Genomic DNA, 15074 nt, shown 5'->3' on the forward strand with positions numbered 1-15074 from the left:
AACCGCCGGCGCCCGCGCCCGCCCGGGCAACCCCTCCCCCGTTCGGCCGCGGGCTCACACGGTCGGCTTTGGGTGGTCAGCCCTTCAGCGGCGGCCGGTAGGTGGTGTCCGGGCCCCGCGGGCCGACGCCCGGCTCGACCACCTCGCCCTGGATCACCTTGCCGTCCGGGCGGTGGATGCGCAGCTGCTCCTGCAGCCGCATCGCGTCCGCGAGCGGATCGGCGCCGACGCCGGCGGTGCTGCGCAGCGCCTTGTCCGCGAACCGGCGCCCGGCCGCCCGCCACAGGGCCCTGGTCGGCGGGAGGAGCAGGGTCAGCGCCAGCGCGTCGGACAGGAAGCCCGGCACCATCAGCAGCAGACCGGCCAGCACGGTCAGGCTGGTGCCGGTCTGCGGCTGCTGCGACTTCGGGTCCCGGCTCTGGTCGATCGCCGCGGAGAACGCCTTCAGCCCCGCGCGCTTGATCAGCGAGCCGCCGATCACCGCGCCGGCGATCAGCAGCAGCACCACGGTCAGGCCGCCCAGCCACGAGCCCACCCGGACCAGCAGCCAGATCTCCAGCACCAGCCAGGCGGTGACCACCAGCGGAAGCACCCGGCGGAGCTTTCCGCGCCGGGCCTGAGGGGCAGGGGTAGCTTGCTGGGTCACGGTACGAATCCACTCCATAGCGGTGCTCTGCGCGCCGCACGGGAGGTCCGGGCCGGCTACGGCACCACCTGGTCCAACGCTCCACCGACGGCCGGTGTTCCGGCCCCGCCCGGAGGCGGGGGCGGAGGGTCGGCGGCACCCGCCGACCGTCGGCGGCGGGTCAGGAGGACTGGGAGGAGAGCGGGCGGGTGCCCCTCCTGCGGCCGATCAGGACGGCCGCCCCGCAGGCCAGCAGGCCCGCGACGGCCAGCGTCCACTCGGGCACGGCGCCCACCCGATCGGCCACCGTGGTGCCGTCGCGCAGCGGGACCACGGCGGACAGCTCGGCGGCCGTCAGCTCCTCGGTGCGCTGGACCACCGAGCCGTCGGGGGCGATCACGGCGCTGATCCCGCTGGTGGCGGCGATCAGCACGGCCCGGCCGTGCTCGACGGCGCGCAGCCGGGACATCGCGAGCTGCTGCTCGGGCTGGCCGGTCTTGGCGTAGGTCGCGTTGTTGGTCTGGACGACGAGCACCCGGGCGCCCTTGTCGACGGTGTCCCGGACGATCTCGTCGTACGCCACCTCGAAGCAGATGACGTCGCCGATCCTGGCCGGCCCCAGCTGCATGACGCCGTTGTGGTCACCGGGGTAGAAGTCCCGCGCGACCCGCTGGAGCCGGGTGATCACCTTGGAGAGCTGGTCCCGGAACGGCACGTACTCGCCGAACGGGACGGGGTGCTGCTTGGTGTAGGAGGCACCGGGGCCGGTCACCGGGTCCCAGACGATGCCCTCGTTCTGGACGTGCTGCTCGTCCGGGCCGTCGACCAGGGTGCCGACCAGGGTCGGCACGCCGACCGCCTTCACGGCCTCGTCGATGCGCCGGTAGGCGAGCGGGTCGCTGAACGGGTCGAGGTCGGAGGAGTTCTCCGGCCAGATCACGATGTCCGGCTTCTCGACCTTGCCGGCCTTGATGTCGGCGGCGAGCTTCTCGGTGGCGGCTGCGTGGTTGTTGAGGACCATCATCGGCCGGCCGAGGAAGTCCATGCCCGGGTTGGGCACGTTCCCCTGGATCAGGGCGACCTTCACGGTGTCGGCGGGCGCGGTCGGCACCGGGACCAGATAGCCGGCCAGCAGGGCCGCGACGGCGCCCGCCGCGGCCAGTGCGGCGGCCCGGGGCGCCCGGCGGGGCCCGCGCAGCCGCAGGGCCGCCCAGGCCAGCAGGGCGCCGGCCAGCGCCACCGCGAAGGTCACCAGCGGGGCACCGCCGATCGCGGCGAGCGGGGTGAACGGGGTGGCGGTGTTGGCGAAGGCCAGACGGCCCCACGGGAAGCCGCCGAGCGGCAGCCGGTCGCGGGCCCACTCCTGGGTCACCCAGAGGCAGGCGGCCCAGAGCGGCCGGCCGGGCAGCCGGGAGGTGAGCGCGAGACCGGAGCCGAGGGCCGCCAGGAAGAGCGCCTCGATCACGGAGAGACCGACGGTGGCGTCCCAGCCGACCACCCGCAGCCAGCTGAGCAGCAGCAGGAAGAACGGCAGACCGAAGGCGAAGCCCGTCCAGGCGGCCTGCCGGGCGGTGCGGCCCAGGGTGAGCAGCGAGAGCGCGGCGACGCCGACCAGCGAGAGCGGCCAGAGGTCGAACGGCGGGAAGGAGAGGGCGAGCAGCAGCCCGGCGAGCACCGCCAGGCCGGTGCGGGGCAGCCCGGACCGGACCTTGGCGCGGGCGCGGGCGGCACGGCCGGGGGCGGCGGGCGTCACGGACGCCTCGGGGAGGGCATCCGGCCGCTCCTGTGTGACGGGCAGTGCCACCGGCGCACCATTCTTCCTGGTCGGGCTGTCCGCGCTTGTCGGTCCGTTCGCGCGTTCTTCACCGTCCGTTGAGTTCGGACGCTGTGCGAAGACGGTACCCCGGAACGGGCCCCGCGCGTGAGGCCGGGTGGCCCGCCGATCAGCGGGTTCCCGGCCCCGGGGGCGGGTGTCAGCGCGGGCTGTGGCGGACGGTGCGCAGCGGCCAGTCGGCGGCCAGCCAGGCCGCCACGGCGCGGTACAGCGGGGCGTCCAGTTCGGCGCGGTCGGCCCGGACCCAGGAGCTGACCCGGGTGGTCGCCGGGTCCTCGCGGTCCGGGTGGATGTAGACGCAGCCGACGACGGCGTCCCCGGGGCTCTCCAGCACGGTGTAGGTGAACGCGCGGCGGTGCTCGAAGTCGGCGGCGTGCCGGCGCAGGTCGGCGAGGTTCTGCTCCGGCGTCATGCCCTCGGCGGGCGGCCAGCTACCGGTCCAGCCAGGGGTGGCGTGGATGTGGTCGACGCTCGACGTCCAGGCGGCCAGGTCGGAGGCGTTGTGCCGCTCGCCGAGGGGTTCCAGGCGGAACCCCTCGGCGGCGAGGGCCCGGGGGACGGCGAAGTCGGCGGGCACCAGCGGATGATCACTCATGGCGGTCAACCTACGCGGCGCGGGTCGGCCCGTCCGCCGGGATCCACCGCACGGCCCCGGGGCCGGACCGCGGGCCCGCGGTCCGGCGCGCGGCGCCGGGGTTCAGCGCGCGGCCTCGCGGTCCGGCGCGGCCTCGTGGACGGTCCGGCCGCGGACCACGGTGCGCAGGCAGACCGGGAGGGGGCGGCCCGGGGTGAGGTCGGGCAGCCCCGGGGTGCCGGAGCGCGGGTCGGTGGACCAGCCGGCCACCCGGGAGTCGGGGGCCTGCACGACGAGGTCGTCGGCGGCCCAGACCGCGTAGCTGGCGATCGCGCCGGGCACCAGGACCCCGTCCTGGTCGCGGCCGATCGCCCGCCAGCCGCCCCGGGTGTGGGCGGTGAACGCGGCGCGGGCCGAGATCCGGTGGTCGAGGGTCCGGTGGAAGGCCGCCGCCCGGACGGTGCCCCAGGGGTCGAGCGGGGTGACCGGGGCGTCCGAGCCGAACGCCAGCGGGACGCCGGCCCGCAGCAGCCCCGCGAAGGGGTTGAGCGCCGCCGCGCGCTCGGCACCGAGCCGCTGGACGTACATGCCGTCCGGACCGCCCCAGGCGGCGTCGAAGGCGGGCTGCACGGATGCGGTGAGGCCGAGTTCGGCGAAGGCCGCGACGGACGCCTCGTCCAGGGCCTCGGCGTGCTCCACACGGTGGCGCCGCGCCTTGACGTGCTGGGCGCCGACCCGCTCGCCGGCCGCCCGGACGCCGGCGACGACGGCCGCGACGGCCGCGTCGCCGATGGCGTGGAAACCGGCCTGCAACCCGGCCTCGGTGCAGGCCGCGACGTGGTCCGCGACCTGCTCGGCGCTCAGGTAGGAGGTGCCGGTGTGGTCGGCGTCGGCGTACGGGCTGTGCAGGCAGGCGGTGTGCGAGCCGATCGCGCCGTCGACGAAGAGGTCCCCGCCGGCTCCCACCGCGCCGAGCCGGCGGGCCGTCTCGACGCCGCCCAGCTCGCCCCAGTAACCGAACACCTCGGGACCGTCGCCGTCGGCGGCGAGGGCCAGCAGGGCGGCCAGGTCCTGCTCGGAGGAGATCTCCGGGCCGGCGCACTCGTGCAGCGCGCCGATGCCGAGCTCGGCGGCCCGGGCCAGGGTCGCGCGCTGGGCACGCCGGCGCTGCTCGGGGGTGAGGTGGGAGAGCGCGGTCTGCCGCACCGCGTGGTGGGCGTCGCGGGTGAGCGGGCCGGTGGGGGCGAAGCCGGGCCGGTCGGCGAGACCGGCGGTGAGCGCGCGCAGCGCGGTGGTGGCCAGCGCGGAGTGCACGTCGGTGCGGGAGAGGTAGAGGGCGGCGCCCCCGGCGGCCGCGTCCAGTTCCGCGAGGGTCGGCGGACGGCCCTCGGGCCAGCCGCTCTCGTCCCAGCCGTGGCCGATGAGCACGCCGCCCGGCTCGGCCCGGGCCGTCACGAAGGCGGCGACGGCCTCCAGCGCGGCGGCGAGCGAGGGCTGACCCGTGAGGTCGAGGCCGGTGAGCGCCAGTCCGGTGGCGGTGGCGTGCACATGGGCGTCGACGAAGGCCGGGGTGACCAGGGCGCCGTCGAGCTCCACGATCTCGTCGGCGGAGTCGGCGTACGCCTCGGCGGCGCCGTCACTGCCCACCCAGGCGACGTGCTCGCCCTCGACGAGCATCGCGGTCGCGAAGGGGTCGGCAGGGCTGTACACGGCACCGCCGCGCAGCAGGACGGTTCGTGGGCCCCTCCGGCCCGAGGGCGGGCCGGGAGGGAGGGTGCGTTCGGTCATGGCGCCCAGTCTGCACCTCCCGGGGGTGCGGTCAGAGCTTCGGGGGCCTCGCCTCGTACGGCGTGGAGAGCACGACGGTGGTACGGGTGGAGACGCCGGCCGCGCTGCGGATCCGGGCCAGCAGGTCCTCCAGGTCACCGGGGGCGCCGACGCGGACCTTGAGGATGTAGTTCTCGTCCCCGGCGACGCTGTGGCAGGCCTCGATCTCGGGCAGCCCGGCGAGGCGCTCGGGGGTGTCGTCGGGCGCGCTGGGGTCGAACGGCTTGACCGAGATGAACGCGGTCAGCGCCAGCTCGACCGCGTCGGGGTCGACGATCGCGGTGTAGCCGCGGATCACGCCGCGCTGCTCCAGGCGGCGCACCCGCTGGTGCACCGCCGAGGTGGACAGGCCGGTGGCCTTGCCCAGGTCCGTGTAGCTCATTCGGCCGTCCTCCAGGAGCAGCTGAACGATGCGTTGGTCGAGATCCTCCACAAGGCGCAAACCTACCCGGTCGGGGGCGCGCGTCGCGCCACCGAGGGCGCGCACGGTGTCACTCGCGGTCGCAGGGGGTGCCGGGCGGGCACATGCCGGGCGAATGTGGCGAAGGACACACCCGGTGCATCACCGTGCACCTGCCTGCAGGGTTATGAGTCCGTATCGGCGGGAAGTGCTGGTTGTGGCCCCGGGCGACCACGCCGGGCCCGATCCGAGGGGGATCACCATGCGTGCAACTGACCAGCATTCGCTGAGCGCCGACGACACCCACGATATGACCGGCCGCGAGGACCTCGCGGTCCCCCACGAGCTCGCGCCGGGGGTGGATCCGGGCGAGGGCGAGACCTGGGAGATCTTCCGGGTGCACTGCCCCGAGTGCCGCCGCCCGATCGCCCTGGTGGGCGACGAGGAGCGGCTGCCGCAGCACGCCGTGCTGCCGACCGCCTGGCACCCCTTCTCGCCGGCGCTCTGCCCGGGTTCGGGCGCTCCGACGGACGACCTGGCGGACGTGGAGTCGGCGGAGGACGCCGAGGCGGCGGGCCTGGAGGCGCTGCTGGCCCTTCCGTCCGAACTCGACTGGCGCACCCAGCCGTTCTCCCACGCCGTGGCGCACCGCCCGGTGCAGACGGCGCCCGCGCCGGCCATCCCGCAGCAGCGCAGCCGGCTCGTCCGGCGCTGACGGCGGCCGCCGGGCCCGGGGTCGACCGATCGTCAGTTCTCGGTCGACCCCGGGCCCGGCGCCGGTCCGGAGCATGCCTCCGGGCGCCGCTCCGCACCCTGGAGCGACGCCCGGAGGCCGTCTTCGGGGGGGGTGTCAGCGCGCGGTGAGGTGGCGGCCGATCACCAGGCGCTGGATCTGGTTGGTGCCCTCGACGATCTGCAGCACCTTGGCCTCGCGCATGTAGCGCTCGGCCGGGAAGTCCTGCGTGTAGCCGTACCCGCCGAGCACCTGGACGGCGTCGGTGGTCACCCGCATCGCCGCGTCGGTGCAGAACAGCTTGGCCATCGCCGCCTGCTTGGAGAACGGCCGCCCGGCGTCGCGCAGGCGCGCGGCGGCCAGGTAGAGCGCCCGCCCGGCCTCGATCTGGGTGGCCATGTCGGCGAGCATGAACGACAGCCCCTGGAAGTCGGCGATCGGCCGGCCGAACTGGCGGCGGGTGCCGGCGTAGTCGACCGCGAGGTCGAGCGCGGCCTGGGCGACCCCGATCGCGCAGGCGGCGATGCCGAGCCGGCCGGAGTCCAGGGCGGCGAGCGCGATCTGGAAGCCCTGGCCCTCGGTGCCGATCAGCCGCGCGCGGTCGACCCGGACGCCGTCGAAGTGCAGCTGCGCGGTCGGCGAGGAGCGCATGCCCATCTTGTGCTCCGGCGGCGCGGCCGACAGGCCGGCCACCCCGCCGGGCACCAACAGGCAGCTTATGCCGCGCGGGCCGGGCTCGCCGGTGCGCACCAGGGCGCTGTAGAAGTCGGCCTCCCCGCCGTGCGTGATCCACGCCTTGGTGCCGCTGACCACGTACTCCTCGCCGTCCAGGTCGGCCCGGGTGCGCAGCGCGGCGGCGTCCGAACCGGACTGCGGCTCGGAGAGGCAGTAGGCGCCGAGCTGATCGCCGGCGAGCATGCCGGGCAGCCAGGCGGCGCGCTGCTCGTCGCTGCCGAAGCCGGCGAGGGCGTGGCAGGACAGCGTGTGCACGCTGACGCCGAGGCCCACCGCCAGCCAGGCGCCCGCGAGCTCCTCCAGGACCTGCAGATAGACCTCGTACGGCTGGTCGCCGCCGCCGTACTTCTCCTCGTACGGGAGGGAGAGCAGGCCGGCCTCGCCGAGGGTGCGGAAGATCTCGCGCGGGAAGCGGCCGGCGGCCTCGTCCTCCGCGGCGCGCGGCTGGATCTCGCGCTGGACCAGGTCCCGGGTGAGGCTCAGCAGTTCGCGGGCCTCCTCGGTCGGCAGCTGGCGTTCCACGGCGTTCGCGGGGGACGGGGTCATGGCGGCGGTCGCCTCCTCGTTCGGGCACCGGACCCTGGTGTGGCGGGTCCGACGCGGGTGTGGCAGGTCGGCCCGACCGGCACCGGGTTGCGGTGAACGGCCGTTCACAAGCGTGGCGAAGTGAGTATGCCCGATGACGGCGCTGCCGTCACGAGCTGCGAGGAAACACTGTCCGCTCTGGCGTACGGGCCACCGTAGGGTTGCCGATGTGGCCTCTTCCGAAACCCCCAGCACCCCTCCGGGCGACCTGACGGCCCCCACCGCCGGCGGGGCGCCGGGCGCGCTCGGCCCGCACGGCGCGGCAGCCCGCCCGCACCGCGCGACGCCCGGCCCGAACACCGCGCGGGGGCCCTACGACGCCCCGGGAGCGCTCGCCGCGCTCGCCGCCGAGCTGCGCGCACTGGAGCCGTCCTGCGGTCCGGTCCGGCTGGTCGCGGTGGACGGGCACGCCGGGTCCGGCAAGACCACCTTCACCGGCCGGCTGGCCGCCGCCCTCGGAGGTGCGCCGGTGGTCCACCTGGACGACCTGGCCACGCACGCCGAGCCGTTCGGCTGGACGGAGCGGCTGTGCGCGCAGGTGCTCGACCCGCTGGCCGCCGGCCGGGACACCGCGTACCGGGTCTACGACTGGACGCGGGGCCGCTTCGCCGGCACCGCGGCGGTTCCGCTCGCCCCGGTGGTGCTGATCGAGGGGGTCGGCGCCGGGCGGCGGGCGGTTCGGCCGCGACTGGCCCGGCTGATCTGGATGGAGCTGGCGGCCGAGGACGCCCGGCGACGCGGCGAGGAACGGGACGGGCCGGGGCTGGCGGATTTCTGGGCCGGCTGGGCACAAGCCGAATCGGCACATTTCGCCGCCGACCCCAGCCGCCCGTACGCCACCACGACCGTGGACGGAGTGACCGGACGGATCTCGCCGGACACCGTCGGTGAACCTTCAACAAGCCCTTGACCTGCGGTATCACCAGGACTTAGGTTCTCCTCAGTTGCCGAGGCCGTTGATCGCGCAACATCGGACTCGGCATCCCCGGCTTGTTCCCCCGTGAGCCGGGGGTGCCGTCCCCTCCCGCCGCCCGGAGCCCACCGACACCGGGCCCGCGGCCCCGCCGGCTCCGCACCGGCTCCCAACCACCGCGCGTCCGATCACATTTGACTCCGTGCGGCACTCTTCCGGATCAGCGCCGCGCCGGTACGATTCCTGGAGGCGCATATGCGCCCCGGGGGCTATCGACGACCGGCCGGCTTCTCCGCACGACGAATCGCCGACCGAGCCCCGAGGCACACGCGGGGGGCGTGAGTGACGACGGTGGACAGTTCCGACGGCAACACCGCAGGCGGCGCGGCTCCGAACCGGCTCGCCGACCGCGCCTGGCTGCGCGCCATGGACGCGTACACGGCGGGCGCGTACGCCCGCGCGGAGGAGGAGTTCCGCGCGGCCGTGCGGCTGGACCCGGGGATGGCCGACGCCTGGCTCGGTCTGCACGCGCTGCGCAGCGACACCTCCGGCGCGCTCCTCGCGATGTACCGCCACCGGACCCGGTTCGGCGAACAGCGCCGGCTCCACCGGCGCCCGCTCAGCTCCTGGTACTGGCTGGGCTGGTGGGTGCAGCCCGTCCTGGAGGACGGCCGCGACCTGGCGCTCGCCCACGCCTCGCACTGGCTGGACGGCCGTCATCTGGCCGCGCTGGACAAGGCGTTGGAGCAGTGTCCGATCCCGGAGGAGGACCCCTCGGCGCGCTTCCTGCACGCCTGCCGCTCCTATCTGCTCAAGGACTGGGAGCAGCTGATCCGGGACACCGACCGGCTGCTGGACGACCCGCTGCTCGGGATCGAGGCCGGGCTCTTCGCCGGCATGGCGCGGGTCCGGCTGGACATGTGCGCCCAGGCCCAGGCGCCGCTCGCCGCCTCGCTCGCCCGCTGCCGCTCCGAGCAGCCGCAGCGCAAGGAGCTGCGGTACTGGCTGGCCCGGGCCTACGAGGGGGCCGGGCGCAGTGCCGCCGCGCTGCCGCTCTACCGGGCGGTGCACCGCGCCGATCCGGCCTTCATGGACACCGCGACCCGGCTCGCCGCGATCTCCGCCGAGGACGGTGTGGTCGACGCGCTGCTGGACGCGGTCGGCGGCCTCGGCCGCGAGGCCGGGCGGCCGGCGGGGGGCGAAGACGGCTTCGACGCCCTGTCGTTGGGCCTGGACGCGGTCGGCGCCGACGAGTCGGGGCTGGACCCGGTCGCGCTGGAGGCCTCGGGGTGCGAGGTCCCGGGCCCCGAAGCCGGCGGGTTCCCCGCCGAGCCCTACCCGGGCGAGCCGTTCCAGCCCGATGCGTTCCCTTCCGAGGCGTTCCCTTCCGAGGCGTTCGCCGGTGAGCCCTACCAGTCCGAGCCCTACCAGCCCGATGCGGGCCGGCCCGATGCGTACCCGGCGGAGCCGTCGCAGCCCGAGCCCTCCCAGGCCGGGGCCTTCCCGGCCGGGACCGGTGGACCGGCCGGGCCGGAGTCGCCGGGCGACGGAGTGGCCGCCGGCCCCCGTCGCCTCGGCCGGGACGGCGCAACCGGTCCGGGGCGAGGCCCTGACCAGATCGGCGGAGGGCGGCTTCGCCCCCGCCGGACGGAGCGGCAGCGAGCGGGAGTTGGACGCGGCGCTGGCCGAACTCTCCCGGATGGTCGGACTGGAGCCGGTCAAGCGGCAGGTCCGGGCCCTCTCCGCGCAGCTGCGGATGTCCCGGCTGCGGGCGGCCCAGGGGCTGCCGGTCCAGCCGCCGAAACGTCACTTCGTCTTCTCCGGCCCGTCCGGCACCGGCAAGACCACCGTGGCGCGCATCCTCGGACGCGTCTTCCACGCCCTCGGGCTGCTCTCCGGGGACCACCTCGTCGAGGCCCAGCGGGCCGACCTGGTCGGCGAGTTCCTCGGCCAGACGGCCGTCAAGGCGAATGAGCTGATCGACTCCGCGCTGGACGGCGTGCTCTTCATCGACGAGGCGTACAGCCTCTCCAACTCCGGCTACAGCAAGGGCGACGCCTACGGCGACGAGGCGCTGCAGGTGCTGCTCAAGCGGGCCGAGGACAACCGCGACCGGTTGGTGGTGATCCTGGCCGGCTACCCGGAGGGCATGAACCGGCTGCTCGCCACCAACCCCGGCCTCAACTCCCGCTTCACCACCCGGGTCGACTTCCCCAGCTACCGCCCCGACGAGCTCACGGCGATCGGCGCCGCGCTGGCCGACCGGGACGGCGACGGCTGGGACGAGGACGCCGCCGAGGAGCTGGCCAGCATCTGCGTCCACGTGGTCCGCGAGGGCTGGATCGACGACCTGGGCAACGGGCGGTTCATCCGCACCCTGTACGAGAAGTCCTGCGCCTACCGGGACCTGCGGCTCTCGCTGTTGCGCGAGCCGCCGGGCCGCGAGGACCTCGCGACCCTGCGGCTGCCGGACCTCGTGCAGGCCTACGGCGAGCTGATCGACGGCCGGGGCTGACCGACCGCCGGGGCGGCCGGCCCCCGGCCGGCGGGCCCGGCCGCCGCTCCGGGCCTCAGGAGCCGAGCAGCTCGGCCTCCCGCTGCGCGTCCAGGCCGACCACCGGCCGGTCCGGACGCTGCGGCGCCGTGCCGCCGACGGACCGCAGCCAGGCCCAGGTGTCCGCGACCGTCTCCGTGACCGGCCGGCAGCGCAGCCCGGCGGCGACCGCCCGGGACACGTCGGAGCCGTGCATGGTCGCGTGCAGCTCCCCCGGCGGGATCCAGACCGGCAGGTCGCTCCACGGTTCGATGCCCGCCGCCAGGATCGGGCCGGGCTCCGTCCAGCGCAGCCGCGCGTCCGAGCCGGTGGCCCGGACGCAGGCCGTCAGCAGCTCGCCCATGGTGGCGTGCCCCTGCGGGCTCACCAGGTCGTACGCGCCGCCGAGGCCGGCCGCGAGGGCGTCGAGCGTCCAGCCCGCGAGGTCCCGGGCGTCGATGTACTGCACCGGCAGGTCCCGCGGGCCGGGCGCGAGCACCGGGCCGCCGCGGGCGATCCTGCCGAGCCACCAGGGCAGCCGGCCGATGTTCTCGTGAGGGCCGAGGATCAGCCCGGCGCGGACCAGCAGCGCCCGGTCGTCGAAGGCGCCCAGCAGGGCCAGCTCGCCACCGCGCTTGGCCTGCGGGTACGGGACGTCGCCGGCGTCCGGCGAGCCCTCGACCACCGGTGCGGTCTCGTCCGCCCCGGCCGGGGTCGGGTACGCGTACACCGAGCGGCTCGACACGTAGGCGTAGCGGCCGACCCGGCCGGCCAGCAGCCGGGCGCTGTCGCGCACCGCCGAGGGCGCGCCGGACCAGGTGTCCACGACCGCGTCCCACTCCCCCTCGGCCAGCGCGGCCAGGCCGTCGCCGGCCGTCCGGTCGCCGTGCAGGACCCGCGCGCCGGCCGGCGGCGCGTGCGTCCCCCGGTGGAAGACCGTCACCTCCCACCCCCGTGCCAGCGCCTCCTCGGTCACGGTCCGACCGACGAACTCCGTCCCACCCAGCAGTAGCAGTCTCATGCCGACCACCCTGCCCGGCGGACGGCGTCCCGGGAACCGTCGCACGCTCACAGCGGATTCGCCGGCAGCAGAACGGCCGGGCCCGGCCGGACCGGGCCCGGCCGACGTACCGGCCTGCCGACGTCAGGCGGCGGAGCGGTGGTCCGGGTCGTGCACCTCGCCGACCAGCTCCTCCACCACGTCCTCCAGCGTCACCACGCCGAGCGTGCGCCCGTCCTGGTCGAGCACGGCGGCCAGGTGGCAGGCCGCTCTTCGCATCGCGCCGAGCGCGTCGTCCAGCGGGAGCGTGCCGCGCAGCACGGTGATCGGGCGCCAGAGGCGGGCCGGGACGGGCGCCGCCTGGTCCTCGACGTCCAGAATGTCCTTGAGGTGCAGATAGCCCAGGTAGCCGTGGGCGGCCGGGTCGCCGTCGGTGACCGGGAACCGGGAGAAGCCGGTGCGCAGCGCCAGCTCCTCGACCTGGGCGGCGGTCACCTTGGTGTCCACGGTGACGAGCTGCTCGGGCCGGAGCAGCACCTCGGTGACCGGGCGCCGGCCCAGCTCCAGGGCGTCCTCCAGGCGCTCCTGGCGGCCCTCGTCGAGCAGGCCGGCGTCCCGTGAGTCGAGCAGCAGGTACATCAGCTGCTCGGTGGTGAAGACCGACTCCACCTCGTCCTTGGCCTCGACCTTGAAGAGCCTGAGCACGGCGTTCGCGAAGGCGTTCAGGAAGACGATCACCGGCGCGAGCCAGCGGGCGAGGCGGTCCAGCGGCGGGCCGAGCCAGAGCGCGGCCCTCTCCGGACCGGCCAGCGCCATGTTCTTCGGCACCATCTCGCCCATCACCATGTGCAGGAAGACCACCACGGCCAGCGAGATCCCGTACGAGAGCGGGTGCATCAGGGCGGCGGGCACGCCGAGCGCGTGGAACGGGCCCTCCAGCAGATGGGCGATGGTCGGCTCGGCGAGCGCGCCCAGGCCCAGCGAGCAGACGGTGATGCCGAGCTGGGCGGCGGCGAGCATCGCGGAGACGTTGGAGAGCGCGTGCAGCACGGTGCGGGCCCGCTTGTCGCCGGCTTCGGCGAGCGGTTCGATCTGGCTGCGACGGACCGAGATGACGGCGAACTCGGCGCCGACGAAGAACGCGTTCCCGAGCAGGAGCAGGAGGGCGACGGCCAGTTGGAGCGCGGTCATCGGGTCCCGTCCTCGGCACCGGGGCGCGCGCGCCCGGTCGTGCGTTCCACCCGGACCCGGCTGGTGCGGTGGCGGTCCACCGCCTCGACGGTGAACCGCCAGCCGGGCAGTTCGGCCTGCTCGCCCGGGACGGGCAGCCGGCCGAGCAGGTCCGAGACGAGACCGGCCAGGGTCTCGTACGGGCCGTCGGGAGCGTGCAGGCCGATGGACTCCAGCTGGTCCAGCCGGGCCCGGCCGTCGGCGGCCCAGACGGGCAGCCCGTGGACCGGCGGGAGCGGGAGCAGCTCGGGGGTGTCGGCCGGGTCGTGCTCGTCCTGCACCTCGCCGACGAGCTCCTCGACGATGTCCTCGACGGTGACGACACCGGCGGTACCGCCGTACTCGTCGACCACGATGGCCATCGGCTGGAGCCGGCGCAGCCGGTCGAGCAGGCGCTCGGCGGGGAGCGTCTCCGGCACCAGCAGTGGCGGCACCGCGAGGTCGCCGACCCTGACCAGACCGCGCCGGGCGGGCGGCACCGCGAGGGCGTCCTTGAGCGTGACGGTGCCGGTGACCTCGTCCAGGCTGTCGGTGTAGACCGGGAAGCGGGAGAGGCCGGTGGCCCGGGTGAGGTTGAGCACGTCGGCGGCGCTGGCGTCGCGCTGGAGGGCGGCGACGTCGACGCGCGGGGTCATCACCGACTCGGCGGTGAGGTCACCGAGGCCGAGGGTGCGCACGAAGAGGGTGGCCGACTCCTCGTCCATCACCCCGGCCCGGGCGGAGTGCCGGGCGAGCGAGCCCAGCTCGGCGGGGGTCCGGGCGTGACCCAGCTCCTCCTGCGGCTCGATGCCGAAGGCCCGGACGGTGCGGTCCGCCGAGCCGTTCAGGAAGCTGATCAGCGGGCGGCAGGCGCGCGAGAACGCCATGTGCGGGGAGGCCACCGAGCGGGCGACCTGGAGCGGCCGGGAGATCGCCCAGTTCTTCGGGACGAGTTCGCCGATCACCATCTGCACCACGGTGGCCAGCAGCATGCCGACGATCACCGCGACGCCCCGGGCCGCCCCGTCGGGCAGGCCGACGGCGGTGAACACGGGCTTCAGCAGGACGGAGAGGGCCGGTTCGGCGAGCATGCCGACCACCAGCGAGGTGACGGTGATGCCGAGCTGGGCACCGGAGAGCTCGAACGAGAGGTGTCGCAGGGCCCGGGCGACCCGGCCGGACTTGGCGTCACCGGCTTCGGCGGAACGCTCCACCGCGCCGCGCTCGACGGTCACGAAGGCGAACTCGGCTGCCACGAAGAGGCCGTTGGCGAGGATGAGCAGGAACGCCGCGAGCAGCAACAGCCAGGCGGTGATCACAGTGCCGCCTGCCTTCCGGGGTGGGGAAGTCGGGCGGCGCAGGTACTACCGGACGGATCGTCCATGGACGGGGGGAGTCACTCCTCAAGTCGTTTCCGGCAGGGCTCGCTGTCGAATGGCATGGCTTTGCCCCGCTTTTTACCAGCGTAGACGATACCCGTGCGACTGTCGGCCCCCCGTTCGGACCCGCTCCGGAGCGGGTCCGGGGGCGGGTTCACGGGCGGGTCCGGGGCCGGCTCCGGGGCGGTCCCGGGCTGGCCCCGCCGGGGTCAGCGACCGCGACGCTCGGCCAGGTCGCGCAGCGCCCGGGCGTCCGCGATCGCCTGCGCCTTGCCGAGCCCGGACTGGATGCCGACCGCGGCCAGCGAGGTGCCGTCGGCCAGGTCGAGGGTCGCCCACGGGTCGCCCTGGCGGAAGTTGACCCGGACGATCTCGGCCCAGGTCAGCCGGCGGCGGCGGACGAAGTTCACCACGGTGACGCCCTCGGCGTCCGCGATCACCCTGGGCCGGGCCAGCATCAGGCCGGCGCCGGCGAAGAGCACGCCACTGAGCACCATCATGAGCCGGTCGTTGAACTGCCAGCTGGCGGGGAGCGCGACGGCGATCGCGGCGAACATCACCACCAGCAGCGCGCAGACCGGCAGCAGCACGGCCCGGGTACGGCGCGGGGCCCAGGTGACGGGGAACTCGGCGGGGGTGGTCACGTGGGTCTCCGGGGTCTTCCAGTCGGGGCGGGTACCGGCAACCGCCGGCTGCCGGCAGCGAACCGGCCGCTGTCGGCGAAAGG

12 protein-coding genes and 1 pseudogene are annotated in these 15074 nt (G+C 75.2%); 3 read left to right on the plus strand and 10 right to left on the minus strand.

Annotated features, from left to right (window positions below; genetic code table 11):
• Positions 1-76 precede the first annotated feature (76 nt).
• From fxsA to ACFXHB_RS08430, 5 genes are all read right to left on the minus strand, one after another.
• Positions 77-646 carry an FxsA family membrane protein gene (gene fxsA / locus ACFXHB_RS08410; RefSeq protein WP_380573050.1) on the minus strand — a complete coding sequence of 190 codons (570 nt, stop codon included), beginning with the start codon at positions 644-646 and terminating at the stop codon, positions 77-79.
• Between the two features lie 160 nt (positions 647-806).
• On the minus strand, positions 807-2429 hold the full coding sequence (lnt, locus tag ACFXHB_RS08415) for an apolipoprotein N-acyltransferase (RefSeq protein WP_380573051.1): 1623 nt from the start codon (positions 2427-2429) through the stop codon (positions 807-809).
• A gap of 169 nt (positions 2430-2598) precedes the next feature.
• Positions 2599-3054, minus strand: a complete 456-nt coding sequence (locus tag ACFXHB_RS08420; protein WP_380573053.1) for an N-acetyltransferase — start codon at positions 3052-3054, stop codon at positions 2599-2601.
• Between the two features lie 102 nt (positions 3055-3156).
• Positions 3157-4821, minus strand: coding sequence for an amidohydrolase (locus ACFXHB_RS08425; protein ID WP_380573054.1), 1665 nt, complete (start codon positions 4819-4821; stop codon positions 3157-3159).
• Between the two features lie 31 nt (positions 4822-4852).
• Positions 4853-5293 (minus strand): Lrp/AsnC family transcriptional regulator, encoded by a 441-nt coding sequence (locus ACFXHB_RS08430; RefSeq protein ID WP_329486516.1) that lies wholly within the window; start codon positions 5291-5293, stop codon positions 4853-4855.
• A gap of 229 nt (positions 5294-5522) precedes the next feature.
• On the opposite strand from ACFXHB_RS08430, the gene ACFXHB_RS08435 reads away from it, so the two are divergent.
• Positions 5523-5975, plus strand: coding sequence for a hypothetical protein (locus tag ACFXHB_RS08435; RefSeq protein ID WP_380573055.1), 453 nt, complete (start codon positions 5523-5525; stop codon positions 5973-5975).
• Positions 5976-6110: 135 nt separating this feature from the next.
• Here ACFXHB_RS08435 and ACFXHB_RS08440 read toward each other — a convergent pair whose 3' ends face one another.
• Entirely contained in the window at positions 6111-7274 is a 1164-nt protein-coding gene (locus ACFXHB_RS08440) for an acyl-CoA dehydrogenase family protein (RefSeq protein WP_380573056.1), read from the minus strand.
• A gap of 391 nt (positions 7275-7665) precedes the next feature.
• On the opposite strand from ACFXHB_RS08440, the gene ACFXHB_RS08445 reads away from it, so the two are divergent.
• Positions 7666-8223 carry a uridine kinase gene (locus ACFXHB_RS08445; RefSeq protein WP_380573211.1) on the plus strand — a complete coding sequence of 186 codons (558 nt, stop codon included), beginning with the start codon at positions 7666-7668 and terminating at the stop codon, positions 8221-8223.
• Between the two features lie 429 nt (positions 8224-8652).
• Positions 8653-10738: pseudogene (locus tag ACFXHB_RS08450) on the plus strand (AAA family ATPase); the annotation flags it as partial.
• Between the two features lie 58 nt (positions 10739-10796).
• Here the strand turns inward: ACFXHB_RS08450 and ACFXHB_RS08455 are convergent.
• The 4 genes from ACFXHB_RS08455 to ACFXHB_RS08470 form a co-directional block, all read right to left on the minus strand.
• The gene (locus ACFXHB_RS08455) at positions 10797-11780 is read right to left on the minus strand and encodes an NAD-dependent epimerase/dehydratase family protein (RefSeq protein WP_380573058.1); all 984 of its coding nucleotides are present in this window, start codon (positions 11778-11780) and stop codon (positions 10797-10799) included.
• Between the two features lie 123 nt (positions 11781-11903).
• Positions 11904-12950 carry a hemolysin family protein gene (locus tag ACFXHB_RS08460; protein ID WP_380573060.1) on the minus strand — a complete coding sequence of 349 codons (1047 nt, stop codon included), beginning with the start codon at positions 12948-12950 and terminating at the stop codon, positions 11904-11906.
• Positions 12947-14287 (minus strand): hemolysin family protein, encoded by a 1341-nt coding sequence (locus ACFXHB_RS08465; protein ID WP_380573061.1) that lies wholly within the window; start codon positions 14285-14287, stop codon positions 12947-12949. Before ACFXHB_RS08465 ends, ACFXHB_RS08460 begins: the two co-directional genes overlap by 4 nt.
• A gap of 269 nt (positions 14288-14556) precedes the next feature.
• The gene (locus tag ACFXHB_RS08470; protein WP_380573063.1) at positions 14557-14991 is read right to left on the minus strand and encodes a PH domain-containing protein; all 435 of its coding nucleotides are present in this window, start codon (positions 14989-14991) and stop codon (positions 14557-14559) included.
• Positions 14992-15074: the final 83 nt, after the last annotated feature.

The organism is Kitasatospora sp. NPDC059327 (assembly GCF_042752535.1).
In the GTDB taxonomy this organism is placed as follows: domain Bacteria; phylum Actinomycetota; class Actinomycetes; order Streptomycetales; family Streptomycetaceae; genus Kitasatospora.

What these genes read in the sequence shown, in the direction of transcription:
- ACFXHB_RS08425 (WP_380573054.1), bottom strand. Translation starts at nt 4,821, where the DNA reads ATGACCGAACGCACCCTCCCTCCCGGCCCGCCCTCGGGCCGGAGGGGC.
- ACFXHB_RS08460 (WP_380573060.1), bottom strand. Translation starts at nt 12,950, where the DNA reads ATGACCGCGCTCCAACTGGCCGTCGCCCTCCTGCTCCTGCTCGGGAAC.
- ACFXHB_RS08420 (WP_380573053.1), bottom strand. Translation starts at nt 3,054, where the DNA reads ATGAGTGATCATCCGCTGGTGCCCGCCGACTTCGCCGTCCCCCGGGCC.
- ACFXHB_RS08455 (WP_380573058.1), bottom strand. Translation starts at nt 11,780, where the DNA reads ATGAGACTGCTACTGCTGGGTGGGACGGAGTTCGTCGGTCGGACCGTG.
- ACFXHB_RS08440 (WP_380573056.1), bottom strand. Translation starts at nt 7,274, where the DNA reads ATGACCCCGTCCCCCGCGAACGCCGTGGAACGCCAGCTGCCGACCGAG.
- ACFXHB_RS08435 (WP_380573055.1), top strand. Translation starts at nt 5,523, where the DNA reads ATGCGTGCAACTGACCAGCATTCGCTGAGCGCCGACGACACCCACGAT.